The 26,935-nt window shown below is 62.7% G+C and carries 17 protein-coding genes; 12 read left to right on the forward strand and 5 right to left on the reverse strand.

The window, feature by feature from the left end:
- Nucleotides 1-100 precede the first annotated feature (100 nt).
- From OVA24_RS13445 to OVA24_RS13455, 3 genes are all read left to right on the forward strand, one after another.
- Entirely contained in the window at nucleotides 101-2,407 is a 2,307-nt protein-coding gene (locus OVA24_RS13445; protein ID WP_267670364.1) for a DUF7133 domain-containing protein, read from the forward strand.
- Between the two features lie 118 nt (nucleotides 2,408-2,525).
- Complete coding sequence (locus OVA24_RS13450; protein ID WP_267670366.1) at nucleotides 2,526-4,721, forward strand: fibronectin type III domain-containing protein; 2,196 nt, start codon at nucleotides 2,526-2,528, stop codon at nucleotides 4,719-4,721.
- Between the two features lie 147 nt (nucleotides 4,722-4,868).
- Nucleotides 4,869-6,623, forward strand: a complete 1,755-nt coding sequence (locus OVA24_RS13455; RefSeq protein ID WP_267670368.1) for a hypothetical protein — start codon at nucleotides 4,869-4,871, stop codon at nucleotides 6,621-6,623.
- A 19-nt stretch (nucleotides 6,624-6,642) separates the two neighbouring features.
- On the opposite strand, the gene OVA24_RS13460 is transcribed toward OVA24_RS13455, so the two are convergent.
- From OVA24_RS13460 to OVA24_RS13470, 3 genes are all read right to left on the reverse strand, one after another.
- A complete protein-coding gene (locus tag OVA24_RS13460) occupies nucleotides 6,643-9,120 on the reverse strand; it encodes a circularly permuted type 2 ATP-grasp protein (RefSeq protein ID WP_267670370.1) in 2,478 nt (825 codons plus the stop codon).
- A 25-nt stretch (nucleotides 9,121-9,145) separates the two neighbouring features.
- A complete protein-coding gene (locus OVA24_RS13465; protein WP_267670371.1) occupies nucleotides 9,146-12,541 on the reverse strand; it encodes a transglutaminase family protein in 3,396 nt (1,131 codons plus the stop codon).
- Nucleotides 12,542-12,654: 113 nt separating this feature from the next.
- Nucleotides 12,655-12,951 (reverse strand): KH domain-containing protein, encoded by a 297-nt coding sequence (locus OVA24_RS13470; protein WP_267670372.1) that lies wholly within the window; start codon nucleotides 12,949-12,951, stop codon nucleotides 12,655-12,657.
- Between the two features lie 149 nt (nucleotides 12,952-13,100).
- On the opposite strand from OVA24_RS13470, the gene leuB reads away from it, so the two are divergent.
- Nucleotides 13,101-14,204: a 3-isopropylmalate dehydrogenase gene (gene leuB, locus OVA24_RS13475; RefSeq protein ID WP_267670373.1), complete on the forward strand. Its 1,104-nt coding sequence runs from the start codon at nucleotides 13,101-13,103 to the stop codon at nucleotides 14,202-14,204.
- An 88-nt stretch (nucleotides 14,205-14,292) separates the two neighbouring features.
- Here the strand turns inward: leuB and OVA24_RS13480 are convergent, their stop codons facing one another.
- Nucleotides 14,293-15,078, reverse strand: a complete 786-nt coding sequence (locus OVA24_RS13480; RefSeq protein WP_267670374.1) for a DNRLRE domain-containing protein — start codon at nucleotides 15,076-15,078, stop codon at nucleotides 14,293-14,295.
- A 176-nt stretch (nucleotides 15,079-15,254) separates the two neighbouring features.
- Between OVA24_RS13480 and hrpB the strand changes: the two genes are divergently transcribed.
- The 5 genes from hrpB (at nucleotide 15,255) to OVA24_RS13505 (ending at nucleotide 21,812) form a co-directional block, all read left to right on the forward strand.
- A complete protein-coding gene (gene hrpB, locus OVA24_RS13485) occupies nucleotides 15,255-17,852 on the forward strand; it encodes an ATP-dependent helicase HrpB (protein ID WP_267670376.1) in 2,598 nt (865 codons plus the stop codon).
- A gap of 88 nt (nucleotides 17,853-17,940) precedes the next feature.
- Nucleotides 17,941-18,501, forward strand: a complete 561-nt coding sequence (locus OVA24_RS13490) for a hypothetical protein (protein WP_267670378.1) — start codon at nucleotides 17,941-17,943, stop codon at nucleotides 18,499-18,501.
- A 14-nt stretch (nucleotides 18,502-18,515) separates the two neighbouring features.
- Nucleotides 18,516-20,015, forward strand: coding sequence for a S10 family peptidase (locus OVA24_RS13495; protein WP_267670379.1), 1,500 nt, complete (start codon nucleotides 18,516-18,518; stop codon nucleotides 20,013-20,015).
- An 84-nt stretch (nucleotides 20,016-20,099) separates the two neighbouring features.
- Nucleotides 20,100-20,480, forward strand: coding sequence for a DUF4870 domain-containing protein (locus OVA24_RS13500; RefSeq protein ID WP_267670381.1), 381 nt, complete (start codon nucleotides 20,100-20,102; stop codon nucleotides 20,478-20,480).
- A 135-nt stretch (nucleotides 20,481-20,615) separates the two neighbouring features.
- Nucleotides 20,616-21,812 (forward strand): alginate export family protein, encoded by a 1,197-nt coding sequence (locus OVA24_RS13505; protein WP_267670383.1) that lies wholly within the window; start codon nucleotides 20,616-20,618, stop codon nucleotides 21,810-21,812.
- Between the two features lie 85 nt (nucleotides 21,813-21,897).
- Here OVA24_RS13505 and OVA24_RS13510 read toward each other — a convergent pair whose 3' ends face one another.
- Nucleotides 21,898-22,818: a LysR family transcriptional regulator gene (locus tag OVA24_RS13510; protein ID WP_267670384.1), complete on the reverse strand. Its 921-nt coding sequence runs from the start codon at nucleotides 22,816-22,818 to the stop codon at nucleotides 21,898-21,900.
- A gap of 97 nt (nucleotides 22,819-22,915) precedes the next feature.
- Here OVA24_RS13510 and OVA24_RS13515 point away from each other — a divergent pair, with 97 nt between their 5' ends.
- From OVA24_RS13515 to OVA24_RS13525, 3 genes are all read left to right on the forward strand, one after another.
- Nucleotides 22,916-23,962, forward strand: coding sequence for a CmpA/NrtA family ABC transporter substrate-binding protein (locus OVA24_RS13515; RefSeq protein WP_267670385.1), 1,047 nt, complete (start codon nucleotides 22,916-22,918; stop codon nucleotides 23,960-23,962).
- A 98-nt stretch (nucleotides 23,963-24,060) separates the two neighbouring features.
- A complete protein-coding gene (locus OVA24_RS13520; protein WP_267670386.1) occupies nucleotides 24,061-25,266 on the forward strand; it encodes an MFS transporter in 1,206 nt (401 codons plus the stop codon).
- Nucleotides 25,267-25,294: 28 nt separating this feature from the next.
- On the forward strand, nucleotides 25,295-26,926 hold the full coding sequence (locus tag OVA24_RS13525) for a bifunctional protein-serine/threonine kinase/phosphatase (RefSeq protein WP_267670387.1): 1,632 nt from the start codon (nucleotides 25,295-25,297) through the stop codon (nucleotides 26,924-26,926).
- The last annotated feature ends 9 nt before the right edge of the window (nucleotides 26,927-26,935 follow it).

A 26,935-nucleotide genomic window follows, 5' to 3' on the forward strand; every position in this document is an offset into this window, starting at 1 on the left:
CCGTAAGCCCGCCCGGTGCATCGACACGCCGGGCGGTTTGTTGCCCGCAATATTACCCGCTTGTCGCACGTAAAAACCCACCCACACTTTCCCGCAACCCATGCTCCGTTACATTTCCGCCGCTGCATTGATCCCGACCCTCGCCTTCGCGCAGAGCGGGGATAAGAAAGACCATGCCAACATGGACCCGGTGGTCCCGGCGGAACTCATCCCTCCGGCCCCCGTCCTGCCCGTTGACCAGGCATGGAAGCTGTTCAAGACCGCTCCCGGGTTCGTGATCGAGGCATTCGCCGCGGAACCCACCGTCGATAAGCCGGTCGCGCTGGACTACGATGCCGCCGGACGCCTGTGGATCTGCGAAATGCAGGGCTACATGCCGGATATCGACGGCAAGGGTGAGGACATCCCACAGGGACGCATCGTCGTCGTCGAGGACACCGACCAGGATGGCAAGGCGGACAAGCGCACCGTCTTCCTCGACAAGCTGAACCTGCCGCGTGCGGTGGCGGTGTTCCCGGATGGCATCCTTTTCACCGACAACGAAAACCTCCTGTGGATCAAACGGGATGGCCTCAAGCCGGTGGGGAAAGCCGAAGTCGCCGCGCCTGATTTCATCGAGGCGGGCAACGTGGAGCACAAGAGCAACGGCCTGATCCACGGCCTGGACAACTGGCTCTACAACGCGAAGTCGGGCAAGCGTGTCCGCCGCATCAATGGCAAGTGGATGGTTGAGAACACCATCTTCCGCGGCCAGTGGGGCATCGCGAAGGACAACTACGGCCGCCTTTTCCACAACCACAACTCCGCCTTCCTCTTCGGCGACAACGTCGCTCCCAACCTGCTCCAGGGGAATCCCGGCGTCACCACCAAGATCGGCGAGTTCAGTGCCGTCGGCCCGAACGCGACCTGGCCGATCCGTGTGACCCCCGGCGTCAACCGCGCCTACATCTCCAAGAAGAACGGCTACGGCTCCGACACTCTGAATCCTGAGACGCACAAGCTCATCAACTGCACCGCCGCGGCGGGTATGACCGTCTACCGCGGCAGCAACTTCCCGAAGGAATGGGCGAACCGCGCGCTGGTCACCGAGTCCTGCGTCCAGCTTGTGAAAGCCATCGAAATCAAGGACGATGGCAGTGGCAAGCTGACCGGCAGCCATCCCTACGGAAAGGAAGAGTGGCTGGCCTCCACCGACGAGCGCTTCCGCCCGGTGAGCATCTACAACGCGCCGGATGGCAGCGTGATCATCGTGGACATGTATCACGGCATCATCCAGCACAAGACCTTCGTCACCTCCTACCTGCGCGAGCAATACGTGAGCCGCGGACTGGACGGCCCGGCCCATGGCCAAGGCCGCCTCTACCGCGTGTGGTCGAAGGACGGCAAGCTGGAAGCCTACGAAGACCTCTCCAAGAAGACCGGTCCCGAACTGGTCGCCCTGCTGGGCCATGCGAACGGCTGGCACCGAGATACCGCACAGCGCGTGCTGGTGGACCGCGCCGATGCTTCCGTCGCCTCTCAACTGGTGGCGGTCGTCGCGAAGAATGACAACCCGCTGGCCCGCATCCACGCGCTGTGGACGTTGGAAGGTCTGGGCAAACTCGATGCCGCCGTGATCGAGCCGCTGCTTTCCGCGAAGGATCCGAAGATCGTCATTTCCGGACTGTGGGCCGCCTCCAAGCTGCCGGAAGCGGAGCTTGCGAAGCTCTCCCCCATCCTCCTGAAACTGGAGCCTGCCACCGAGGAGATGAAGCCCTACATCGCGCGGGTTCTCGGGCCGCTGGCCACCCCCGCCGCGTGGGAAAAGCTCACCGACCTGATCGTGAAGTCACAGAAGAACCCGCTGGTGCTCGGCGCCGCGTTCTCCGGACTCGACCACCACGAACTCAAGTTCAAGGCGGCCGCTGGCGACAAGATCAAGCACAAGGATTTCCTCGGCTGGCTGGACAAGGGTGCCTCCAACGCCCCTGCGAAGAAGACCGCCGGCGAGCTGCTGACCGGTCCTGACAGGGAAGCATTCGTCCGCGGCAAGAAGCTCTACAACGGCGAGGCCGCCTGCTTCGGCTGCCACGGTCTGGCCGGTGAAGGCGTGCCCAACCTCGGCCCGCCCCTTGATGGTTCCGAGTGGGTCACCGGGGATGTCAGTATCTTCGGCAAGATCCTGCTCCACGGCCTGACCGGCCCCATCAAGGTACATGGTAAGGTCTATGTCTCCCCTGCGGACATGCCCGGACTGTTCCAGAACCCCGCCATGACCGACGCCGCGCTCGCGGACATCGCCACCTATGTGCGCAACGAATGGTCGAACGCCGCCGCCCCGGTGAAGGCGGAGGAGTTCGCGAAGATCCGCGAAGCGACCAAGGACCGCAACGGCAAGCCCTACACCGAGGCAGAGCTGAGGAAGTAAGTCGCCATCTTCCCATCGGTTCCCGCGCTGCCATGAAATCCGCTTTCATGGCAGTTCGGACACTTCTGTATTCCGGCGAAAACACTTGGCTGCCAGCGCTTTCCTGAGATCCAGCCGCATGCCATTTCGCGCCGGATTCGTCCTGCTTTGGGTATGCCTTTTCCAAGGCATGCTGCATGCCCGGTGGCTCGGCATGGACCAGCTCGGGATCGACGTGTTCCTCTACGAGAGTGATTCCAACCAGATCACCCGCTACGACATCTCCGCAGGAGCGTCCAAGCCGCGCGTGGAGTTGCCGGACGGACGACCGCAGATGACGGCGGCCTGCGCGGATGAAGGCGGCCTGCTCGTCGCCTTTGGTTCCTCCGTCTACCGCTATGATCCCGAAGGAGGGAACGAGAGTCTGATTTTCCAAGGATCTTCCACCGTGGAGCATATCCTCACCGATGGAAATCTGGTCTTCATCAGCGAGTGGAGATACAACGGGATCTTCCTCATCTGTCTGGACCGGAACACCCTCGCCACGCTTGGCACCTGGCAGAACACCAGCGGCACCTTCACCGCACCGGCCATCTCCAGGTCCACGAACGGCCTGATCTTCACCCGCTACAGCTCCAGCTACCACACCGTGCTGACCTACGGCGACGACGGCACGTTCACCGAACCGGGCCTGCCATCCAACACCAGCGCCCGCAGTCCCGGGACGTGGCTGTGGCCGGACGGCAGCCGCTACATGGACACCACCGGCACCGTCCGAGGCACCAGCCATCCCTACCCCATGGACGGGAGCATCAACCGGACGATCTCCCGTGCCGCCATCATCCCGGGGCGTGGTGTGGTGGTCATCAGCGACGATGTGGTTGCCGCCTACTCGGAGGACTTCAAGCTGGTCGAACAGATCGCTATCACCAACCGCACGCCCGAGCGGTTGGCCGTCCATGATGGGAAACTTGCCATCTTCCACACCACGGGAACTCCCACTCTCGTGACGCTGGACGCCCTGTTCGGTCCCGCACCGGCCACCCCGCCGGATCCAGCCACCCTCACCTATCTCCCGGACCGCATCTTCCGGTCGAACAACGGCGTCATCCATCTCTTCAGCGCCACCCACAAGGCGATCTTCCGCTGGGATCCAGCCACCCAGTCCTACCTCACCACCATCCCCCTGCTGGGTCCTTCGGTGGTGGCCTACTCACCGGCCCACGATGCCATCTATACCGGCTACTCGTCCCGCGTCGTGCGCAGGATCGATGCCAGTGCCGTGGAGCCCCGCGAGGAAGTGTTCAGCCGTCTGACCTACCCGCCGCTGGAGATGGTGGCGACCGGCGACCACCTGTTCACCGCCGCCGACGACTGGGGCCGCACACCGCGCGGCGAGTACGGCTACTACGAAATCCTGGGGCCGGACGGCGCCTCCCTCTCGCGGAACAGCACGATGAACTACGAAACGAAGTTCTACTGGAATGACGTTAATCGGGAGCTGTATTTCACCACCCTGAAAAACTCCTCGTCCGGCCTCAACGCCTATCCGGTGACGTCATCCGGAGACATCGACAGATTCAACTACCGCGGCAGCGGCTGGGCCTATCCATCCGACAACTTCCACTATGCCGATCCTGTTCTGCCATCACCGGACGGCTCCCGGCTGGTGCTTGGGTCCGGGCTGGTCGTCTTCCGGCCGGATCTGCAGAGACTCTCCTACCAGGTCGGTCCATTCCGTGACGGTGCATGGGACGGGGACAACCTGATCCTCTTGAACGACTACTACGCCACCTCCGTGAGCATCCGCTCCGGCCCCACCCTGGCCTACGTCAGGAGTGAGTCGCTCCCGGGCAGTCCGCTGAAGATCGCGCCCCTCGGGAATGGCCACCAATTCGTGGCGACCAACAACGGCGGCGGGGTTTCGCTCCACGTGCTGGATGCCAGCCTGAAGGTCGTCCCACCCACGACGCTCGATACTCCCGCAGCGCCGACCGTGAAACTCAACTACAGCCTGAAGCTGGAACTCACCTGGAAGGACGTGACCGGAGAGGACCACTTCCGGGTCAGCCGCCGCACGCTGCCGGATGAGGGGTGGCAGACCCTCACCACCGTCAAGGGACTGACCTACACGGACAATTATCCCGTTTCAGGAAATATCTATGAATACCGGGTGACGGCATTGAACGGCGCGCTCGAGTCCCCGCCCTCCGCAGCGGCGGCCTTCCACTACGGTCCGCCTCCCGCACCGGTGGCCACCGCCGTGCTGGAGTCCTCCACCTCCGCCCGCATCTCATGGCAACCGGTTCCGGAAGCCACCAGCTACTCCGTCTAATATGCCTATTACGCGGAGCCAGAATACTTCTGGGAGCTGAAACGCGACATCCCCGCCACGCAGACCTCTCACCTCCAGCACAACCTCTCACCCGGGAGCACCTATTATTTCTTCGTCCGGGCCAGCGGCCCGTTGGGCATCTCCCCGTTGTCCGCCGCCACCGCACCGGTCGCCGTCCCACAGATCCCGCCGTCCGCGCCTCTCATTCAGCCAAGTGGCAACCCTGAACCGGACCAGGTCACGTTTTCCCTTGGTTGGCATTTCCGTGCGGAAGGATACCGGCTGGAGCGGCGGATCTCCGGGACGGAAGCCTGGGCGACCGCGGCGGAAACCAGCTCCAGATTCCAGAGCCAGCTCACCGACCGGACGGTGGAGCCTTCGACCACCTACGAATACCGGATGATCGGTTACAATTCCGCCGGGGACTCCCCGCCGTCGGAAACACTTGTCATCACCATCCCCGAGCTGCTGCCACCGGAGGTCCCTAGCTTCCAGCCCGCTGTTTCCGGGCGCATCCTCCCCGGTCCAGCCGTGCAACTGCTGTGGTACGAGGCCCGCTACACCGACGGCTACCGCATCGAGCGCCGAACGGACGACTCCCCATGGGAGTTCCTCGCGGAAACGGACGACGATCCATCCCAGACCTACCAGCAATCGTGGACGGACACCACACCGACCGCAGGTATCCACTATACCTACCGTATTTCAGCGTTCAATGTGAAGGGCACCGTCGAGATGGGCACCCTGCGGATCGAAGCGGCGGAGACCTTCGTCCTGTTCGCCGATGACTTCGAACCTTCCGCGGATTCCTCCGTGTGGGAGTCCCTCAGTGGTGCCACCACCGTGGAAGACACGCCCGGAAACCACGTCCTGCGCGTGGATGGCACGGCCACCCGGATAGTCATCGCCCGCAACGTCGATCTGTCCCTGGGCGGGGCCATCGAGTTCAAGTTCCGGGGCACCGCCGGCTCGACCGTACCCGTCCATCTGGAGATCGAATGGATGGGTTATTGGACGCCGATCCTCACCATTGCCCCCACCTCCGAAGGATTCACGGAATGGAACACCTACCGCTTTGAAGCGGACGTCACCGTCATCGGATTCCTGCCCATGGGCCGGTTGCGTTTCAGCACCCTAGAAGACGGACCGGCATGGGAAGTCGATGATCTCCAGGTCACCGGGGTGGTCCCCCGTGAAGTGCCCGCTCCCGTCAGCGGGCTTTCCCAGCTCGACTACGGCATTGGCTCCATCGGACTGGATCCCTACAACATCACCCTGACCTGGCAACCGGTCTATGGCGCCACCCACTACATCGTGGAACGCCGGACCGCCGGAACCCCATGGACCAAGCTTCCCGAGGAGATGCTGAGCTTGTGGTTCATGGGGCCGACCTATTGGGACAGCACCCAACCGGCGACCGAATACTTCTACCGGGTGACCGCATGGAATCCTGCAGGCCCCTCCGCACCCTCCCCTGAATTGCGGGTGCTGACCCCTTCGGCATGGCAGGCATGGAGAGCCGTCATCTCACCGGAAACCGAGCCGTTGGCGGATATGGGCACCGGCATCCCGAACCTGCGCTTCGCGTTCAACATCGTCCAGTATATCCCCCCATTTCCTTCAACCGACTATGATTTCACCGGCCTCCCCGTGATCGCGCGCGACCCCACCTCCGGGCGGCTGCGCGTGAACTATGTGCGCCGGAAAGCGGAACTCCAGCCGGGCATCGACTACATCGTCGAGTTCAGCAGCGACTGCAAAACGTGGATTCCCGGTGGCCGTGAGATCGAGATCATCCACGGCTACGGCATGGAAAGGGTCATCTGCGAGGACAATGCGGTTCCAGACGAGGAAACCACCGGCAAACGCTTCGCCCGGGTGCGCGTGGTCCTCCACGAATGAAATCCACCGCAGAGGCAGATCAATACACCCGCCTGACGGAGTGGCTGAAGTAGTGCTGGGTGAGCAGGTCGGACAGCTCCTCCAGCCTGCCGCCGAAAGTCTCCAGTTCATCCGTGGTCCGCGGGCCGGATTTCGCGAACGGCTCATCCAACAAGGCGAGCCGCGCGACGATCCGCGGGAACATCCCGCTGTTGGGATCTCCCGGGAAGTTTCCGGACTCTGTCTGGAGGATGGCGATCTGGTGGGCAACCGAGCGGGGGTTCGTCTGGTCCATGAACAGCAGCTCGCAGACGGCGTCCCAGCGCGGTTTGGAAAAATGCCGGCGCCTGTAGGTCATCACGCTGTCACAGATTTCCAGCAGCGGCTCCAGGAATTGGGAATCTTCCTCGTCTTTCTCTCCGGCTGCGGCGACCTGCAGCAACGCGAGTGTTCCCAAGGCCCGCTCCAGGCGGCGGCCCACCTCGAGGAATCTCCATCCCTGCCCCCGCGTCATGTTCTCCGCCTGCATGCCCGCAAACGCGGACAGATGGAGGATGAGCTGGTCGAGGGTCACCGAAAGTTCCCGTGCCTGCGGAGGACTCGGCGGCGGATGGACGATGCCGTCAAGGCGGTTGAAAAATCGCCACGTGTCATCAGAGAGCCGGTCGCGGGCTGCGGCGGCATTTGAAAGCAACCCGCGCACCAACGGCGGCAGGCCGACTCCGCTGTTCGAACCATGCACCAGATCGATCAATGCACCCAGCAGGCCGAACGCCTTCGTCTTCTTCCTCGCCGGAGCCATCCCGACGGCATCCAGCAAGATGAGGCACGCTTCCAGTTGCTCCTGCTGGAGCCTTCCCGCCTCCCCCACGAGGTGCTTCATGGTTACCCTCAGCAGGCGCGTGGCCAGCTCGATGCGCTCCGCATACCTGCCAACCCAGAATAGTTCCTCGGCGATCCTGCTGGGGACCTCCGCCGCAGCGGGATGGCGGCGGACTGCGGCAGGTCCCTCCAGCTTTCTGGCCTTCGTCTTGCCGGAATCATTCGCGCTCTCAAGGATCCACACATCCTTGGTGGAACCGGCATGGATCGGCCATAGCTGGGGTGACTGGCCGGACTTGCCCACCCTGCCCAGTCCTCCCGGCAACGTCACCGGAGCACCGGATGAATTCAGTGTGAACCCGCGCATGACCACTGGCCTGGAGGCAAGGCTGCGGCCGTCCAGGGATGGTGCCACGCTGGGCGTGACATCAAGCTGGGCGACGAAATCGTAGGGACGCTCCTCGATGATGGAGAGCCAGTGCTTCCTCGCGTTGGGGGACAGCGCCGACCAGCGCACCGGCAGCAGCGGCTCGTCCAGTGAGGCGGAAAGCAGCACGTAGCGGCTGAAATTTTCCATCACCTTCGCGCGGATCTCCGGCTGCCCGAGCCACCATGTTTCCACGAAAGGGAGTTTCAGATCCTCCCCCAGCCACTTGCGGCAGATCTGCGGGAGGAAAGGCAGCAATGCGGGGGATGAGGCCAGCCCCGTCCCCGGAGCGTTCGCCAGTGCGAGGTTGCCACTCCGCCATGCCTCCACGATGCCGGGAACCCCGCCCCTGCCCATGGTCCAGAACTCCAGCGGGTCGATCACATCGTCACCCAGCCGGTTGGCCACGCAGTCGATGCGACGCAAGCCTCCAAGCGTCTTCAGATAAAGCCGTTTTTCCCGCACGGTGAGATCCGCCCCCTCCACCAGAGGGAAGCCCAGCAGACGCGCCTTGTAGGCATGCTCGAAATAGGATGGATGGCGGAATCCGGCGGTGAGGAACACCACGTTCGGCATTTCCCCGCGCGGCATCGAAAGCTCCTGCAGCGTCGCCCTTTCCGCGTCGAAGAAGGGACGCAGCCTCGCCACCCGCGAGCTCTCATAGGAGTCCGACAGGACGTTGGACGTCACACTGCGGTTTTCCAGCACCTGCCCGAGGCCCTGGGCGCCCTGGATCTGGTCGTTGAGAATCTTCCATGTCCCGTCCGGCATCCGCACCAGATCACTGGAAAAGCCGACGAGGAACTTCCCTCCCTGCGGCTGCACGCCCCGGATCTGCGGTTGGTAGGAGCGGTTCGAGTGGATGAGGTCCGGCGGAATCAGGCCCTCCGCCATCAGTTTCTGAGGGCCGTAGAGGTCGGCGACCACCATCTCCAGCAGGCGCATGCGCTGCACCAGTCCCGCGGAAATCTTGTCCCACTCCTCCCGCCGGATCATCAGCGGCACGGGATCGATGACATAGGGCTGCCCGGTGCCGCCGACGTCGCTGTACACGTTGAAAGTGGTTCCCAGGTCATCCAGCATCCGGTCTGCGGTCGCGCTGAGGTTGGCCCTGTCAGCCGAAGTCATTGTCTGGAGCTTCGCGGAGATCTCCTCCCAGCCCGGACGCACCGTCCCATCCGGCGCGGTCATTTCATCCCACGCGGCATCCACCGCCCCGCCTGTGGACGGAGGGGTGTTCGCCGGGACGGATCGACTGCGCTGGAGCATGGAGTGGCGTTGGTCCTGAAACCGCTCACAGGCTTGCCGGAATCATCCGCAAGTCCAGCGTGAATGGGAAATCAGGGCTCTCCGGAACCTCCTTCGGGACGATTTTCCCGCCTGTATGGCCGTGGCGGAAGAAGCGGGCGAGCCGTCTGGCCTCCGCCTCGAAGGCATTGACCGGGAACGTAGTATGATTCCGACCGCCCGGGTGCGCGACATGGTAGGTGCAGCCTCCGAGGGATCGGTCGTTCCAGGTATCGAGCAGGTCGAACACCAGTGGCGCGTGCGGCGGGATCGACGGGTGGAGGCAGTTCGGCGGTTGCCAGGCGCGGTAGCGGACGGCGGCCACGAATTCCCCCTGGGTTCCCGTCGGTTGCAGCGGCACCTTGTAGCCATTGCACGCCATCACATGGCGCTCTCCGGTCAGGCCGCGGACCCGCACCTGCATGCGCTCCAGGGAGCTGTCCACATATCGGACCGTGCCTCCAGGCGTGCCGTCTTCGCCCAGAACATGCCATGGCTCGATGGCGTGGCGCAGTTCCACATCCACCCCGTCCTGCACGAAGTCGCCGATCTTCGGGAACCGGAACTCCAGGTGCGGGGCGAACCATTCGTCATCGATGGCATAGCCACCCGCCCGCAGATGGGACAGCACGTCCTTGAAGTCCTGCCAGATGAAATGCGGCATCATCCAGCGGTCATGGATCTCACTGTCCCAGCGGACCAACGGCTTCTCGTAGGGATCTTTCCAGAACTTCGCCACCAGCGCGCGCAGCACCAGGTGCTGGGCGAGGCTCATCTGCGAATGTGGCGGCATCTCGAAGTTGCGCATCTCCAGCAGCCCCAAGCGGCCGGTGGCACTGTCCGGACTGTAGAGCTTGTCGATGCAGAACTCGGCCCGGTGCGTGTTCCCCGTCGAGTCGATGAGCAGGTTCCGGAAGGCACGATCCACCTGCCATGGCAGCGGCGTCGTTCCCTCCAGCGTCTTGAAAGCGATCTCCAGCTCGTGGATCGAGTCGTTCCGTGCCTCATCGATCCGCGGTGCCTGTGAGGTCGGCCCGACGAACATGCCGGAGAACAGGAAACTCAGGGAAGGATGGTGGTTCCAGAAGGTCACCATGCTCCGCAGCAGATCCGGGCGGCGGAGCAGCGGACTGTCCGAGGGTGTCTCCCCACCGATGATGATGTGGTTCCCACCGCCGGTGCCGCTGTGGCGGCCATCCAGCATGAACTTCTCCGTGCCCAGACGGCAGAGGTGCGCCTCATCGTAGAGCGTTTTGGTATTGAAGACCAGTTCGTCCCATGAGGCGGATGGCTGGAGGTTCACCTCCAGCACCCCCGGGTCCGGTGTCACGCCCACCTTCTGGATCCGCGGATCATAGGACGGCGGCGTGCCTTCCAGGATGATGGGCGTGCCCAGCTTGCCGGCGGTGTGCTCCAGCACGGCGATGAGATTGAGGAAATCCTCCGTCTTTTCCACCGGCGGCAGGAATACATGCAGGCGGCCATGCCGGGCCTCGAAGCAGATCGCCTTGCGGATGACCCAGGAAGCGGACTGCTGGTCTTCGGGACGTTGCTCCCACGGCCGGTGCTTCGGCAGTGGTGGCAGTTCGCCCTGTTTCGTTTCAAGTGCCGCATCCAGCCCGCCACCCGGATAAACGGGAGGCGACGGGAATGAAGGAATGGGATCCGCCAATTTCCTCGACTGGTGGAGCACCGTCGTTTCGCGGTGGGTGGAAAGCTTCGGGAGGTCCCTGGTGGGATCTTCCGGAACGAAATAGGGAAAGTCCTTCTCAGCAACCCATGGCAGGGAATCGAGCGGCAGGCGGTAGCCGACAGGCGAATCCCCCGGCAGCAGGTAGAGCGTCTCGTCACGGAGGAACCATGGTCCGCTCACCCAGCGTTTGCCCTCCGGGGTGTCCGTGTTTTCCAACGGCAGCACCCACCCGACGACCTCATCCAGACCTTTGTTGAAAACACGGGCCAGACGCTCCCGCTCCAGCTTGTCCTTCAGGTTCGATTTCAGCGGGTCAACATTGGTCGGGAGCCTGCGCTCCTTCCACAGGTAGTAGAAGGCGTCCTCATAGGCGGGGATCATCCAGTTGGGATCCGCACCCAGCGCCAGCGCCAGCTCGGTGCCGAAGTGCTTCGCGGTGTCCTCATTGAAGCCGTAATCCTTCGACTCATCCGCGATCAGGCTGCCGTCTTCCCATATCGGTTCGCCGTCTTTCCGCCAGTAGCAGGACAGCGCCCAGCGCGGCAGTTGCTCGCCCGGATACCATTTGCCCTGGCCATAGAAAAGAAGCCCGCCCGGGGCGAAATGCCCGCGCAGCCGCTTGATCAGTTGGTCCGCCAGGATGCGCTTCGTCGGTCCCAGCGCGGCGTTGTTCCACTCATCCCCATCGAAGTCATCGACGGAGATGAAGGTCGGCTCTCCGCCCATGGTCAGTCGCACATCCATCTTGTCCAGATCCCGGTCGATGGCCCGCCCACTTTCCAGGATGCGTTCCCACTGTTCCTCGCGGTAGGGCAATGTCGTGCGCGGGGATTCGAAGATCCGTGTGACGGACATCTCGTGTTCCATCGTGGACTCCACCGGCGCGGTGCCGCCGGTGACCGGTGCCGCGCTGGATGGCTCCGGTGAACAGGCCAGCGGCAGGTGCCCCTCCCCGGCCAGCAGGCCAGAGGTCGGATCAAGGCCTATCCAGCCCGCCCCTGGCAGATACACCTCCGTCCACGCGTGCAGGTCGGTGAAATCCACCTCCGCACCGCTGGGGCCGTCGAGGGACTTCACATCCGCCTTGAGCTGGATCAGGTAGCCGGAGACGAAGCGCGCCGCGAGGCCGAGATGGCGGAGAATCTGCACCAGCAACCATGCGGAGTCCCGGCAGGATCCGGACTCGATCTCCAGCGTCTGCTCCGGTGCTTGCACGCCCGGCTCCATCCGGATGTTGTAGTTGATGTCGCGCTGCAGGTCCGCATTGATCGCCACCAGCAGGTCGATGGTGCTTTCCTTGCGCCCCCGGTATTTCGCGATCCGGGCGGCCAGCAGCGGCCCGGGTTCTTCGACCTTGAGGAACGGGGCCAGCTCCGTTTTGACACCCGGGTCGTATTTGAAAGGAAACTTCTCCGCCTCCGGCTCCAGGAAGAAATCGAAGGGGTTCTGGACGGACATCTCCACCACCAGATCCACCTCGATGTCCAGCCGGTCACGCGGTTCCATGAACACCAGCCGCGCCAAGTAGTTCCCCTGCGGATCCTGCTGCCAGTTGATGAACGGAGCCTCCGGCCCGACCTTGAAGCTGTAGGAAAGGATCCGTGACCGGCAGTGCGGTGCAGGTCTCAGCCGGACGACATGGGGTCCGTGCTCCACCGGCTTGTCGTATTCATAGCTGGTGCGGTGGTGCAGGGCGACATGGATGGACATAAAGTGAAGGGCGCTGGAGCGTTAAAATACGCATAAATCCATAGCATCCCGCATGCCAGAGCAAGCGTGCAACCCCTCGGGGTTCAGAAACTTTCGTCACCGGCAGGCCACCCTCAATGATGGTCCCCGCGGGCCAGAAGCTCCGCTTCTTCCTGATGGGAATGGATCTGCAGGTTCACCTGCACCCCCTCCTTGTCAGCCGCCGCCTTCAGCACGCTGCGGATCGCCGAGGCGGTGAAACCGTTCCGCCCGATGAGCATGGCCACATCCGCCTGGGCCAGAACCAGTTTGAAGCGCAGCTTTTTCGGCCCGAGTTCCGCCACTTTCAACTGCGCCTGGCTGGGATCGTCGATCAGCTTGATGGCGACGAACTGGAGGAAATTCCGCAATCTCTCGGTGACAGCCTGCATGGTCCCCTATCATGTACCTGCTTTCCTTCCGCCGCAAGCATTCGACCGGCTCTTTGTCCGGGGACTCCCGGACGGACGGCGAATCTTTTGCATGGATTTGCGACACTGCCTTGCATCCCGGCGCATCCTTCCCCCATCTTTCCGCTCGCATGTCCCGCAATCACCGCATCACCATCCTCGCCGGAGACGGCATCGGTCCGGAAGTCATGGACCAGGCCGTCCGCGTCCTTGAAGCCGTCGAAGCCAAGTTCAACTTCACCATCACCCGCACCGAGCATCTGGTGGGCGGTGCCGCGATCGATGCGACCGGCCACCCGCTGCCTCCGGAAACCGTGGAAGCGTCCGAGAACGCCCAGGCCATTCTCTTCGGCTCCGTTGGCGGCCCGAAATGGGAAACCCTCCCTCCGGACATCCAGCCGGAGCGCGGCGCGCTGCTGCCCCTGAGGAAGCATTTCGGCCTTTTCGCCAACCTCCGCCCCGGCGTCTGCCTCCCCGCCCTCACCCACGCCTCTCCGGTGAAGCAGGAACTCATCGCCGACGGCTTTGACGTCCTGTGCGTCCGCGAACTCACCGGCGGCATCTATTTCGGCGCTCCGAAGGGCCGCCATGAGAAAGACGGCGAGCCGGTCGCCCTGGACACCATGATCTACCACAAGAGCGAGATCCAGCGCATCGCCCGGGTCGCCTTCACCGCAGCCATGGGCCGCAAGAAGCGCCTCCTTTCCGTTGACAAGGCCAACGTCCTTGCCTCCTCCGTCCTGTGGCGCGAGACCGTGGTTGAAATCGCCAAGGAATTCCCGGAAGTCGAACTTTCCCACATGTATGTGGACAACGCCGCCATGCAGCTCATCAAGCGCCCCGGCTCCTTCGACGTGCTGGTGACCGAGAACCTCTTCGGCGACATCCTGTCGGATGAAATGGCGATGATCTCCGGCTCCCTGGGCATGCTGCCTTCCGCCTCGCTCGGCAAGCAGCGCGAGGACGGCCTCTACTTCGGCCTCTATGAGCCATCCGGCGGTTCCGCCCCGGACATCGCAGGACAAGGTATCGCCAACCCCATCGCGCAGATCCTTTCGCTGGCCATGCTGCTGCGTTTCTCGCTCGGTGAGATCGATGCCGCTGAAGCGATCGATGCCGCCGTGGCGAAGACCATCGCCGACGGCTTCCGCACCGGCGACATCTTCACCGGTGGCGCTGGCGAGAACAAGGTTGGCACCGCAGGCATGGCGGACGCCATCCTGGCGAACCTCTGATTCATGAGGCGGGGCCGGTGACCGCCGCCCCATCATTGTCCATCAAAAGGCGCTCCCTCACCGGAGCGCCTTTTTCTTTGTCCGGAAATTATTTCCGGCGTCGACCAAGCAGAAGCCCCCCTCCGAGGGCACCCAGAATCGCCACACCTGGTTCAGGCACGTATTCCACGGTCAGGAATGGCCGGTAATACGAATCCGGCGTGATTCCATCACCTGGGACGGTGTCAGTCGCATCATCGCTGTGGAAGAAAAACACCCGGCGGCTCCCATCCCCTTCATAGGTGGCCGACATCTTCATGAGCATGTCGAGGGTGTTGCCACCTTCAAATGCAGCTTGGGCCGCCGCGACAAAAGCCGAAGAAGTGGAGAAGGTATAGAGGACTTCGTCCACGGTTCCTGGATCTGCGGAAACCGTCGAAAGGATCAGGGAATTGTAGTCGCCCCCGTTCGCCGTCCATGGAGTTCCCGATTGTGCGGCGTTCCACCTTACCCCTCCGTCCACATCATTGGAACCGTTCACGTTGCCGGTTCCTTCTACAAAAGGACGGGTCAACTGGTGCAGATTGAAATCCACGGCTCCATCCACCGAATTGGTATCGTTTCGCTCTCCACGGATGGTCAGGGAAATCGAGGTGATGGTCGAACCGGCGGGAATATCCGCCAGCGAGAAACCAAACACGGTTCTGAGGTTCGCTCCGGAAAGTGACCCGACCAGCCCATAGGTACCCGCACCATAGTTGTTGCTTGGAAAGTCGCTGCGGATCGTCGCCATCGAGGATACGTATCCGGTTGCCGGCGAAACACCCTGCTGCAAGATGAGGGATGCCGCACCTGCCGCCATCGGCAATAGAGTGGCTACGGTTCCAATGAGCATGGTTTTTGATCTGATGGGACGGATTGTCATAAATCCGAGTGATCCCTCCCCTGACCCGGTGGGTCAATTTCGAACCACCCGCACTAACCGAACAGGCAGTATCCTCCACAATCCGGGCACCGGGAAACGCGGCGATCTGGATTGGACGTTTTGCTCCAGCCAAGCATGCTGCCCGCGTGCAGTTGCCCGTCTTCGAAATCGCCGATGCCCTCAAAGCGGCTGTCGGTCCGGAAAAGTCCCGCGTTCTCCTGAAAGCCCCCACCGGCTCGGGGAAATCCACCTCCGTTCCCGGCATGGTCGCGGAGGCCGTGCCCGCGGGCAGGATCATCGTGATCGAGCCACGGCGGATGGCGGCGCGGTTGCTCGCCACCTGGGTGGCCAAACAGCGGAACACCCCCGTGGGGCACGAAACAGGCTATGCGGTGCGCTTCGACACGAAATACCGCAACGACACCCGCATCCTCTACATGACGGATGGTGTCTTCCAGCGTTGGATCCAGGATGAGCCGGACCTGCCGGGAGTGGCCGCCGTCATTTTCGATGAGTTCCACGAACGCAGGCTGGCGGTGGACATTTCCCTCGCCCGTTGCCTGGACCTCCAGGACGGACCGAGGCCGGACCTGAAGGTCATCGTCATGTCCGCCACGCTGGAGACGGGGAACCTCGCGGAATACATGAACCCCGTCACCTCGCTGGAAGCCGGTGGCCGCACCTACCCGGTGGAGGTCAAATACCGCCCCGACCGGCCGCAGCAGAACAATCGCACCGGCGGCCCGCCCCGCGAGGTCCCCGTCTGGGAGCGGATGGTGAAGGTCTGCATGGAGGCCATAACCATGGATGACGCCGGAAACATCCTGATGTTCCTGCCCGGCACCCATGAGATCCGGAAAACCATCGAGTTGCTGGAATCCGGCTCCGCCACCCGTGGATGGGACGTCTTTCCCCTCTACTCCGCCCTGCCTCCGGCGGCGCAGGAGGCCGCCATCGCTCCGGGGCCGAAGCCGAAGATCATCGTCGCCACCAACGTGGCGGAAACCTCCCTCACCATCGCCGGTGTCCGCACGGTGATCGACTCCGGCTTCGCCCGAATCGCCTCCTTCGAGGCCAGACGGGGCATCAACACCCTGCTCATCCGGAAGATCGCCCGCGCCGCCGCGGAGCAGCGTGCCGGCCGCGCCGGACGGACGGCCCCCGGACGATGCTTCCGCCTGTGGTCGGAAGCGGACCACGCGAAGCGCGCCGAGTTCGAATCGCCCGAGGTCCACCGGGTGGAACTCGCGGAGGCATTCCTGTTGCTCAAGGCGTCCGGCGTGGACGACCTGCGCGGCTTCCGCTGGCTGGATGCCCCCACCCCGGATTCCCATGACCGTGCCGAGCGGCTGCTCCATGACCTTTCCGCCACGGACACCACCGGCCACTTGACGGACGAGGGTCGGAAGATGGCATCGCTGCCACTCGAACCCCGCTTCGCGCGCCTCCTGCTGGCCGGGATGGAGCACGGGTGTGTCGCGGAGACCGCCTTCATCGCCTCCGCCGTCCAGGGGGAAGGCATCTTCACCAACAAGCGTGGTGGTGTTTCCCGGAAGGACTTCATCTATCCGGATGACGACACCGACTTCGCCGGGGAGTACCGAGCCTTTGACGCCGCCGCCGGGATGAACTTCGACCCGCAGCGCTGCGTGCAACTGGGCGTCCTCGCCCGGGGTGCGCGGGAAACCGCCCAGTCGCTCGACCGGTTGCTTTCACTGGCCAAGAACTTCGGCTGGCCGGTGGGCCGCATCGATTTCGAGAAGAACCATGAGGCGATCGGCAAGGCGATGCTCGCCGCCTTCAGCGACCAGCTCGCCATCCGCTTCTCGCAGGGAACGCTCGCCTGCCGTCTGGTGGGCAACCGCAGGGGAAAGCTCGACGAGGATTCCTGCGTGAAGAACGCGCCCGCCTTCGTCGCGGCGGAGATCACGGAGGTGGAAGCCCGCGAGGTCATCACCCACCTGAAGCGTGCCACCGCCATCGACCCCGCGTGGCTGGCGGAACTTTTCCCGGAGGATCTTTCGGAGACGGACGGAGCCGCGTTTGACGAAACCCGCCGACGGGTCGTTTCCCGGAAGCAGACCGTCTTCCGCGATCTGGTGCTGGAGTCGAAGGAGTCCGACCACAACGTCAATCTCGACAAGGCCGCGGAGATCCTGGCCGCCCGCGTCCTCTCCGGAGAGCTGATCCTTAAAAACTGGGATGATCAGGTGGAGCAGTGGACCACCCGCCTGAAGTTCCTCTCCTCCACCCTGCCGGAACTCGGCATGCCGACATGGACGGATGAGGACAAGGCGGACGCGATCGCGCAGATCTGCCATGGCCACGTCGCCTACAAGGACATCAAGGAGGCGAATCCATGGCCCGTGCTGAAGGAGTGGCTGAGCCATGCCCAGCGCATGGCCCTGGATTCCTACTGCCCGGAGCGCATCACCCTGCCGAACGGCCAGAGCGCTAAGGTCACCTATCAGCCGGGGAAGGATCCGTTCATCTCCGTCCGCGTTTCCCACCTCTTCGGCGTCTGGGAAACACCGGCCATCTGCAATGGCCGCATGCCCCTGCTGGTCCACATCCTCACTCCCGGCCAGAAGCCATGGAACATGACGAAGGACCTGAAGAACTTCTGGGCCAGCGGCTATTTCCAGATGAAAAAGGACGTGGCCGGACGCTACCCGCGCCATCCATGGCCTGATGACCCGAAGACGTATGTCCCGCAACCGAGGAACGACCGCCGCCGGGACTGACTCAAGGACCGGCATGCCCGACTTTTCCTGAGTTCTTCGGTTGATCCCGGGCCGAAAACACAAGAATCTCCGACCACTCCATCCCCGCATGTGGCGTCTCATCTTCATCATCTCCATCCTGCCCATCGTCGCCGCCATCGTCGCCCGCTGGTACTTCGGCCTCCGTGTGCTCTCAAAGGACGGACGGCAGCCCTGCACGGTGGACCCCATCCGCTGGCAGGTCTATCTGGGGGACAAGCCGGCGCTTGAGACACCCTCCGCCCCGGCCGTGGAGCTGGGAAAGGTCCTGCGTCTCGCCGCCCTGGAAGACTGGAAAACCAGGGAGCCGAAGAAGGCGGCCTCCCGGGAAAGCGCACGCAAGTTCGGCCTCGCCGTACCCCCACTGGCTCTCGTCATCGCGGTCTTCGCGCTGCTCGTGGCGAAAATCCCGTTCCTTGGTGCGGTGGCCATCCTTTTTGCTTCGACCGCGCTTTCCGCCGCATTCGGACTTCTCAGCCTGGGCGGTGAGCTGCGCGCCATCGCCGTGACCACGCGGAAGCTCCGCGAATCCCGCTCCTTCATGCGCCGTGACGATGAGGAGGCGGTCGCCAGTTGTGCCGTCGCCCATGCCTGGTCGGAGTCCATCCCGCCCATCCTCCGCGTCTTCTGACATCCTGCTCCCCTATGAAACCCGCGCTTTTCCTGCTACTGTCCACCTCGCTTTCGTTCGCCCAGCCGGAGGCGGAGAAGAAGAAAGAGGGAGCCCCGCCGAAAGAAGCGCCCGAAAAGGCCATCCCGAAGGATCCTGTCACCCGGGAAGATGCCGTGACCATCGACGGCAAGCGCATCCCCTACCGGGCCACCACCGGGAAGCTCCAGCTCAAGAAGGACGACGGCACACCCCGCGCCTCCATCTTCCATGTTTCCTATGAACGGACTGATGTGAAGGACACCACGACCCGCCCGGTCGTCTTCTGTTTCAACGGGGGGCCAGGTTCGTCCGCCGTCTGGCTCCACCTCGGCGGCATCGGTCCGCGCCGTGTGGAGTTGCCGGGAGATGGCACCGCGGCCCCCGTCCCACCGGTGAAGGTCATCGGAAATGAATACAGCATCCTCGATGTGGCGGACCTGGTCTTCATCGATCCGGTGACGACCGGATACAGCCGCGCGGAGAAGGACACGAAGGACAAGGAGTTCCATGGTGTGGACGAGGATGTCGAGTCCGTGGGTGACTTCATCCGTCGCTGGGTCACGGAGCATGGCCGCTGGGCATCCCCAAAATATCTGCTGGGGGAATCCTACGGCGGAGTGCGTGCGGCGGGCCTCTCCGACCACCTCCAGTCACGCTATGGCATGTCACTCAACGGCGTGGTCATGCTCTCCACGTTGCTGGATTTCCGCACCATCCGTTCCTCGCAGGGGGATGATCTTTCCTACTCCGTCTTCCTGCCTGCCTTCACCGGCACCGCCCACCACCACAAAAAGATCACCGGTGACCGCGACCAGCTCATCGCCGAAAGTTCCCGTTTCGCCTTCGACGAGTACGCCGCGGCGCTCATCAAGGGATCATCCCTCGAAGATGCTTCTGCCAAGACAGTCGCGGAAAAGCTGGCATCCCTGACAGGTGTTCCTGCGAAGGTGTGGCTCGAAAAGAAACTGCGTATCAGCCCGTCCGAATTCCGCAGCGAGCTTCTGCGCGCGGAGCGCAAGATCGTCGGCCGCTTCGATGCCCGCGTCGCATGGGACGGTGCTGACGTCACCGCCGCCTACGCGGACCAGGACCCGTCCTACTCGCTCGCCTATGGCGCATTCTCCACCGGAATGCTGGCCTATCTTGGCAACGACCTGGGATGGAAGGAAGACCAGCCGTACGAGATCCTCACGTCGAAAGTCCAGCCGTGGAGATGGGGGACGGACAACGAAGTTCTCAACCTTAGTGGAAAGCTGGTGGAGGCCGTGCGGGACAATCCGCACCTGCGCATTCTGGTGATGTGCGGACGCACCGACCTGGCGACTCCACCGGAGGGCATGGCCTACTCCGTGCGCCAGATGCTGGACCTGCCTGAGCCCCTGCGGAAAAACATCTCCTTCACCCACTATGATGCGGGACACATGTTCTACCTGAATCCTCCCGATCTGGTGAAGTGCCGGGTGGATCTCGTCAAATTCCTCACCCCCCGTTGAGCCGTGGATACCTCACCCGATTCCCACCATCCCGCCGCGCCTGCACCGCCTCCCATGCCACAGGCGGCTCCCCCGCCCATGCCCATGCAAATCCACCCCGCCCATGGATATGGCCACCCACCGGCCATCACCCCAGACGAACGGAACATGGCCATGCTGTGCCACCTGCTTTCCATCCTAACCGGTTTCATCGGGCCGCTGATCCTCTGGCTCGTGAAGAAGGACGAATCCCCATTCATCAACCATCACGGGCGTGAGGCGCTGAACTTCCAGATCACGATCTTCTTCGCCTATCTGGCTCTCTTCGGACTGACGATGGTATTGATGATCGTCTTCATCGGGGTGCTGCTCATTCCGCTCCTGATCGCCCTGCCGCTGCTGGCATTGGTCGCGGAGATCATGGCCTGCATGGCGGCCAACCGCGGGGAGTGGCACCGCTATCCCTGCTGCCTCCGCCTTTTCTGAGCGGAGACCGGTGGTGGGCGCAACATGCCCGCCATTCATGGCCGCCGGGAATATCCTTCACGGACTTTCCCATCATCCGGTGTTGGCATGGCAGGCGTTCCGCTTTGTGGGGTGGTGATTTCCATGCACCACTCCATGAAAGACAAAGTCGCACTGCTGCTGCTCGCCACGCCCCTCCTCCACGCAGGAACACCCGCATCACCGCCGGTGGAAACCGTGAAGGAGGAACCCTGGATCAAACCCCTGGTCGATATCCGCGCCCGCTATGAATTCGGCGACACGGATGGCCTCGAACCCTCCCACGCATTCACCATTCGTGAACGCGTCGGTTTCAAAACCAAAGCCTTCGCCGGGTTCAGCGCCCTCATCGAGGGTGAGTTCACCCAGGCCATCGTGGATGACTACACCAGCGGCGATGCGGGGGCTGATCCCATCACACCCGGCAACACCGTCATCAGCGACCCGGAATCCAACGAACTCAACCAGGCGTATCTCCAGTATGCCCAGTTCGAAACCACCGTCCGCCTCGGGCGCCAGAGGATCATCTATGACAACGCCGCGTTCATCGGCAATGTCGGCTGGAGGCAGAATGAACAGACCTTCGACGCGCTGTCCGTCACCAGCACCTGGCTCGACGGCCTGACTTTCAACTACGCCTACGCCAACCGGGTGAACCGCATTTTCGGATCCGAGGCCATCGGCACGAACCAGGATGTCACCGGGGAGATCCACATGCTCAACCTGTCCTACACCGGCATCAAGGGAGTCACGCTTGGAGCCTATGGATATTTCATGGACTTCGATGCGCCCGACGGCTGGGACAATGATACCTTTGGTTTCACCGCGAAGGGAACGCTCGCAGGCCTGCTCCTCTACGGTGAGTTCGCCTGGCAGAACGAGGCCGGAGCCGCCAATGACGACGACGCGCTCTACGCCCACATCACCGCGACCAAGACCTTCGGCAAGCAATCCGTGACCCTCGGCATGGAGCATCTGGGAGCCGGTTTCCAGACTCCGCTGGCCACCGTCCACGCCTTCAACGGCTTTGCGGATGTCTTCATCGGCCAACGGATCGGCGGGACATTGCCTGGCCTCACGGATATCTATGTTTCCCATACCACCCCCATCTTCTGGGGTGTGAAATGGACGAACACCCTCCACGCTTACGGAGACAACGAGGTGTCCACCGCCCTCGGCTGGGAGTACAACTCCGTGCTGGCGAGGAAGTTCAACGACAACTTCAGCGCAATCATCGAAATCTCACACTTCGAAAGCGAAAGTGCGCTCCCTACCACGACCCGGGCCTCGCTCGGCGTGACTTACACATTCTGATCGGATAAACTGGTAATTGGCTGACTCAATTGGGGGAGCAGGGTGCGTTCATTCGCACCCTGCTCATCGCCGTTTCCGGAATCCCTTATTTGGAAAGATTCGTGTGCATGGCGGCGAACGCCATTTCACACAGACCGATGAATGCCTCCTCGACCAGGCTTGGCTCCCGGTTGGAGGAGTGGAACACCCCCCATTCCCGCTCGATCCCCGGCTCGGGAATCTCCACCGCGCGCAAGGTTCCGTCCTCGATCTCACGGGCTGCGATCCATGGAGCGACGATGCCGACACCGACACCGAGCCGTGCCATCTCCTTGATGGCTGCCATGTCGCCCAGCACCAGCGGCTTCTTTCCCCGCCCACCTTTTTTCTCAAACCATTCCTCAATCAACCGGTGCGTCTCCGTGGCCTTCGCGTAGATGATGAACTGTTGTTCCGTCAGGGTTGCCAGCACCGCGTTGGTGTCATTCACCCACGGGTGGAACGGGGAAACCACGAACGCCAGGCGGTCCGTGAACATGTGGCGGTAGCCATCATCACTCCGTCCACGGGGCTTCAGGCCGATGACAAGATCAAGTTCCACGTCGGACAGGCGGTCCAGCAGGACGGTGGTGTCCCCCGCTTCGATCACCGGCTCGCAACGGGGAAAGCAGTCGCGGAATTCACGGAGAACACTGGGCACGAGGAAGGTGCAGAGACTGTGCGGCGCGCCGATCCGGATGCGGGTCTGCCCCCATTTCCGCAAACCGTCCAGGTCGCGGCTCGCCTGGTCGAGTTCAAAGATCACCCGCTTGCAGCGCTTCAGGAGCAACTCACCTTCCACAGTCAGGGCAACGCGCTTTCCGCTGCGGTCCAGCAGCTTGCACATGAGCTGTTCCTCCAGTGTCCTCAGCGAGTGGCTGACGGCTGACTGCGTCACGAAGAGCCTCCTCGCCGCAAGGGTGAAACTCCCTTCCTCAACCACCGCCACGAAGGCCCTCAACTGTCGCAGATCCGGAACCCAGTCCATAAAGTCAATGAATCGGACTCATCGCGAGTCCCCGGGCAAATCAGCAGCGCTTATGCCAAATCGCGGAAATTGGCACTGATTCCGCTTATCCACCGATATGAACTCCGCCACACGGCAATTCACGCCCCGCACCAACGCCATCCGGCTGGGTTATGTCCCTCTGAGCGACTGCGCCCCGATTGCCGTGGCAAAGGAAACGGGGATCTTCGAGCGCAACGGACTGAATGTCCAGTTGTCCCGTGAACTCGGCTGGGCATCCGTCCGCGACAAGATCTTCTACGGCAACCTCGATGCCTCCCAGTCCATCGCCGGACTAGCGTTCGCGCTGGGCCTGGGTTTCTCCAGCCTCAAGTGCGAGGTCGCCGTGCCAATGATCCTCAATCTCCACGGCAACGCCATCACGCTTTCCCGGGATCTGCCACCGGACATCATCGGCCACGGCGAGGGTCTGCGTCCCTATATCACGCACTCGTGGAAGAAAAATCGGCCGCTGACCCTGGCAGCCACCCACCGGTGCTCGTCCCACCACATCCTGCTCCAAAGCTGGCTGAAGCGCCACGGCATCAATCCGAACGAAGACGCCGAGATCATCTTCCTCCCCCCGTCGCTGATGCCACGCCAGCTCAAGGCCGGCCACATCGACGGTTATTGCGTGGGCGAGCCATGGAACTCCGAATCGATCCTCTCCGGCATCGGCTGGTCCCCGGCCACTTCCTCCGAACTGTCCCACGGACATCCGGAAAAGGTGCTGCTTCTTTCCGGAAACTTCCTCCGGGAAAACCATGATGAATCCCTCCTTCTGGTGAGCTCACTGCTGGAGGCATGCTCGCTGTGCCAGGATCCCTATTTCCGCCCGGAACTGATCCGCATCCTTGCCCAGAAGAACTACACGGGCGCCTCACCCCAAGTGCTGGAAAACAGCCTTTGCGGTAACTTCGATTCGGGCATCGGCACCTCCGCAACGAATTCATTCCACCTTTTCTCCGGGGACAGCGTCAACTGCCCCACCGTGGACAAAGCGTCATGGATCCTCGCCGGCCTGCGAGCCACCGGCGCCTTTTCCGAAGGGACCACCGGATCCATTTCGCGCATCTACCGGGAAGACCTCTATCACGCCGCGGCCTTGCTTCCCAGGTCGGCATGAATGAACCGGACTCATGGAACCCATGATGCGGAAATGAGCCTGGCGCATGCCAACGCGGAAAATTGGTCCGTCCTTTGCTGGAACGAATGGCAGCACCAATGAAACTCAGCGATCTGAAATCTTCCGGGCACTGGCCGACCCTGCTCACGGCATTCCTCTACTTCGATTTCTCCTTCATGGTCTGGACGCTCCTCGGCGCCCTCGGACCACAAATCGCGGAAACCCTCGGGCTCACCGCAGGCCAGAAAGGGATGATGGTCGCAGTTCCCATCCTCGGCGGCGCGGTCCTCCGTCTTGCCCTCGGACTTCTGGTGGACCGCATCGGAGCGAAAACCACCGGCATCATCGCCCAGATCGTGGTGATGGCAGCCCTCACCGGAGGCTGGATCTTCGGACTGAAAAACTTCGAGGCCACGCTGGTGTTCGGATTTGTGCTCGGTGTAGCTGGTGCTTCGTTCGCCGTGGCACTGCCACAGGCGGGGCGTTGGTATCCACCGAACATGCAGGGGGTGGTTCTCGGCCTGGCGGGTGCGGGAAATGTCGGCGTGGTGCTGGACAGTCTCATCGCCCCACGGCTGGCGTCTGTCTACGGCTGGCAGGCGGTGTTCGGTTTCGCGCTCATCCCTGCGGTCATCACTTTCGCGGTCTATGCATTCTTCTCAAAGGACGCACCCGGTGCCGTGGTGAAGAAAAAGCTGTCGGACTACGTCCGGCTCCTGAAGGAAAAGGACGCCCACTGGTTCTGTTTCTACTACACGGTTTCCTTCGGTGGTTTCGTCGGACTGGCCAGCTACTACAACCTCTACTTCCGTTCCGAGTTTGGTCTGTCCGCTGTCCACGCCGGTGACTTCGCGGCGGCCTGCACCTTCGTCGGCGCCATCGCCCGCCCCATTGGCGGAGCAATCTCCGACCGCATCGGCGGCATCCGCTCCATGATCGTTCTCTACTGTGTGGCAGGCGGACTCCTGCTGGTGGGCGCCGGCATCCATTCCTTCTGGACGAACCTGATCATCTTCCTGGGTGTCAGCGCGGCGCTAGGCATGTGCAACGGCTCCATCTTCCAGCTCCTGCCACAACGCTTCGGCAAGGATATGGGCGTGATGACCGGACTGGTCGGATGCGGTGGCGGCATCGGTGGTTTCTACCTCGCCAGCTCACTCGGACTTTCCAAGCAGGCCTTCGGATCCTGCTCGATCGGGTTCGTTGCATTCTCCGTCCTCTGCTTCGTGGCGGTCACCGGGCTGATCTTGGTGAAGACCCGCTGGCGCACCACCTGGGGAACGTTGACCGACGCCCGGATCTGAACTTCACTGGCACCATCCACGCCACCACTTGAAGATCCGCCACAGCTCGCACGCCCTGCCCCGGGACGAAGGGCATCCCTCATCGGATGCCGTCGCCGTCACGGAGTGGGGCGAAGGCTTTCTGACTGCCCTCGCTGACGGAGCGGGCACGGATCCCGCCGCCAGGGATGCCGCGAAAAAGGCGGTTTCCATGGTGTCCGCCCACTACCGGACGCACCCTCTGGTATGGACACCCGGCAAGGCGCTTCGGGAAACCGTGCGGTTGATCAACCGCACGCTCTGGAATGAATCCCACGCACGATTCGACCGGCCAGAAATGGTCTGCACGCTGGTGGTTGCCCTCTATGACCAGGGCTTCCTCACCTGCCTTGGCATCGGGGACTCCCGCATTTATCTTCTGCGGGATGGTGTCATCACGCAGCTCACCACGGACGATATCGAGCCGGGCGCCCCGCTGCGGCTGACCCGTGCGCTTGGCGCGGTGGAAACCCTGAACCCGACCACCACGAAGTTGAATCTGCAGGAAGGGGACTCCCTCCTGCTTTGCTCCGACGGCATCCACCACCATCTCAATGACGCGGAAATCTCCGCCGCCATCATGAGCCATGGCTCCGCCCGCCTGCTGGCGAAGCAAGCCAACGAAGAATCCCCCGACGAATCCCGTGACGACTGCGCGGCCATCCACCTGGTCGTTGATTCGCTCGGCTGGACGGCACGCCGGGAGGACCAGCAACTTCCCATACCCGACCAACTCGCCACCGGGCAGAAGCACGACGGATGGACCCTCACCCGCTCCTTCGGAGCAAACGACCGCTGCTGGCTGGCCGAACGCGAAGGATGCCGGCAGGTGATGAAGTTCGCCCCTCGTGAAGGGAATGATGACCTGCAGATCAAACAGGCCTTTCTGAAGGAGACCTGGAACGCCATCCGTTTCGCGGCGGACACCCCATTTGTGAAAGCATGGGAAAACCCCACCCGCACCTCCCTCTATTACATCATGGAGTTCGTGGATGCACCCGGCCTGGAGTCCCTGCTGAGGCAGAGGAGGCTCCAGGTGGATGAGGCGGTGCAGCTCGGCCGCTTCCTTGCGGAGTCCTCCATCCTCCTGCTCCGGCAGGATCTTGTCCACGGGGACATCAAGCCGGAGAACATCCTCATTGGATCCGCCTATGATTCGGTGTTCTTCAAGCTGATCGACCTCGGATCAAGCTGTGAGATCTTTTCCCGCACCTCGCGGGCGGGCACCGCCACCTATCTGGCGCCGGAGCGTTTCAGCAATGCCCCTGTGACAGAACGGACGGAAGTATTCTCCATCGGCGTGACCCTTTACCAGGCCCTCACCGGGCAACTTCCTTTCGGTGCCATCGAGCGCTTCCAAACCCCTGCATTCCGCGAGCCGAAGCCTCCATCATCCCTGAACCCGATGATCCCCCCGTGGCTGGATGCCGTCATCCTCCGCGCATGTTCCATCCGCGCGGAACGCAGACACCAGCATTTCAGCGAACTGGCGTTCGAGCTTGCGAACCCGGGAAAAGTCCGTCCATGGCACGCCGCCGACACCGCCCTTTTCCACCGACACCCGGTGCTTTTCTGGAAGGTTTCCGCCATCTTGCTTGTGGCGCTTTCATTGTTCCTCGCATACCAGCTCTTGTCCTCCTGAGCCGGATTC

Source organism: Luteolibacter sp. SL250 (assembly GCF_026625605.1).
Taxonomy (GTDB): Bacteria; Verrucomicrobiota; Verrucomicrobiia; order Verrucomicrobiales; family Akkermansiaceae; genus Luteolibacter.

Coding starts and splice junctions, on each gene's coding strand:
- OVA24_RS13495 (WP_267670379.1), top strand. CDS start 18,516: ATGAAACCCGCGCTTTTCCTGCTACTGTCCACCTCGCTTTCGTTCGCC.
- OVA24_RS13480 (WP_267670374.1), bottom strand. CDS start 15,078: ATGCTCATTGGAACCGTAGCCACTCTATTGCCGATGGCGGCAGGTGCG.
- leuB (WP_267670373.1), top strand. CDS start 13,101: ATGTCCCGCAATCACCGCATCACCATCCTCGCCGGAGACGGCATCGGT.
- OVA24_RS13490 (WP_267670378.1), top strand. CDS start 17,941: ATGTGGCGTCTCATCTTCATCATCTCCATCCTGCCCATCGTCGCCGCC.
- OVA24_RS13520 (WP_267670386.1), top strand. CDS start 24,061: ATGAAACTCAGCGATCTGAAATCTTCCGGGCACTGGCCGACCCTGCTC.
- OVA24_RS13450 (WP_267670366.1), top strand. CDS start 2,526: ATGCCATTTCGCGCCGGATTCGTCCTGCTTTGGGTATGCCTTTTCCAA.
- OVA24_RS13515 (WP_267670385.1), top strand. CDS start 22,916: ATGAACTCCGCCACACGGCAATTCACGCCCCGCACCAACGCCATCCGG.
- OVA24_RS13500 (WP_267670381.1), top strand. CDS start 20,100: ATGCAAATCCACCCCGCCCATGGATATGGCCACCCACCGGCCATCACC.
- OVA24_RS13465 (WP_267670371.1), bottom strand. CDS start 12,541: ATGTCCATCCATGTCGCCCTGCACCACCGCACCAGCTATGAATACGAC.
- OVA24_RS13510 (WP_267670384.1), bottom strand. CDS start 22,818: ATGGACTGGGTTCCGGATCTGCGACAGTTGAGGGCCTTCGTGGCGGTG.
- OVA24_RS13460 (WP_267670370.1), bottom strand. CDS start 9,120: ATGCTCCAGCGCAGTCGATCCGTCCCGGCGAACACCCCTCCGTCCACA.
- OVA24_RS13505 (WP_267670383.1), top strand. CDS start 20,616: ATGAAAGACAAAGTCGCACTGCTGCTGCTCGCCACGCCCCTCCTCCAC.
- OVA24_RS13445 (WP_267670364.1), top strand. CDS start 101: ATGCTCCGTTACATTTCCGCCGCTGCATTGATCCCGACCCTCGCCTTC.
- OVA24_RS13470 (WP_267670372.1), bottom strand. CDS start 12,951: ATGCAGGCTGTCACCGAGAGATTGCGGAATTTCCTCCAGTTCGTCGCC.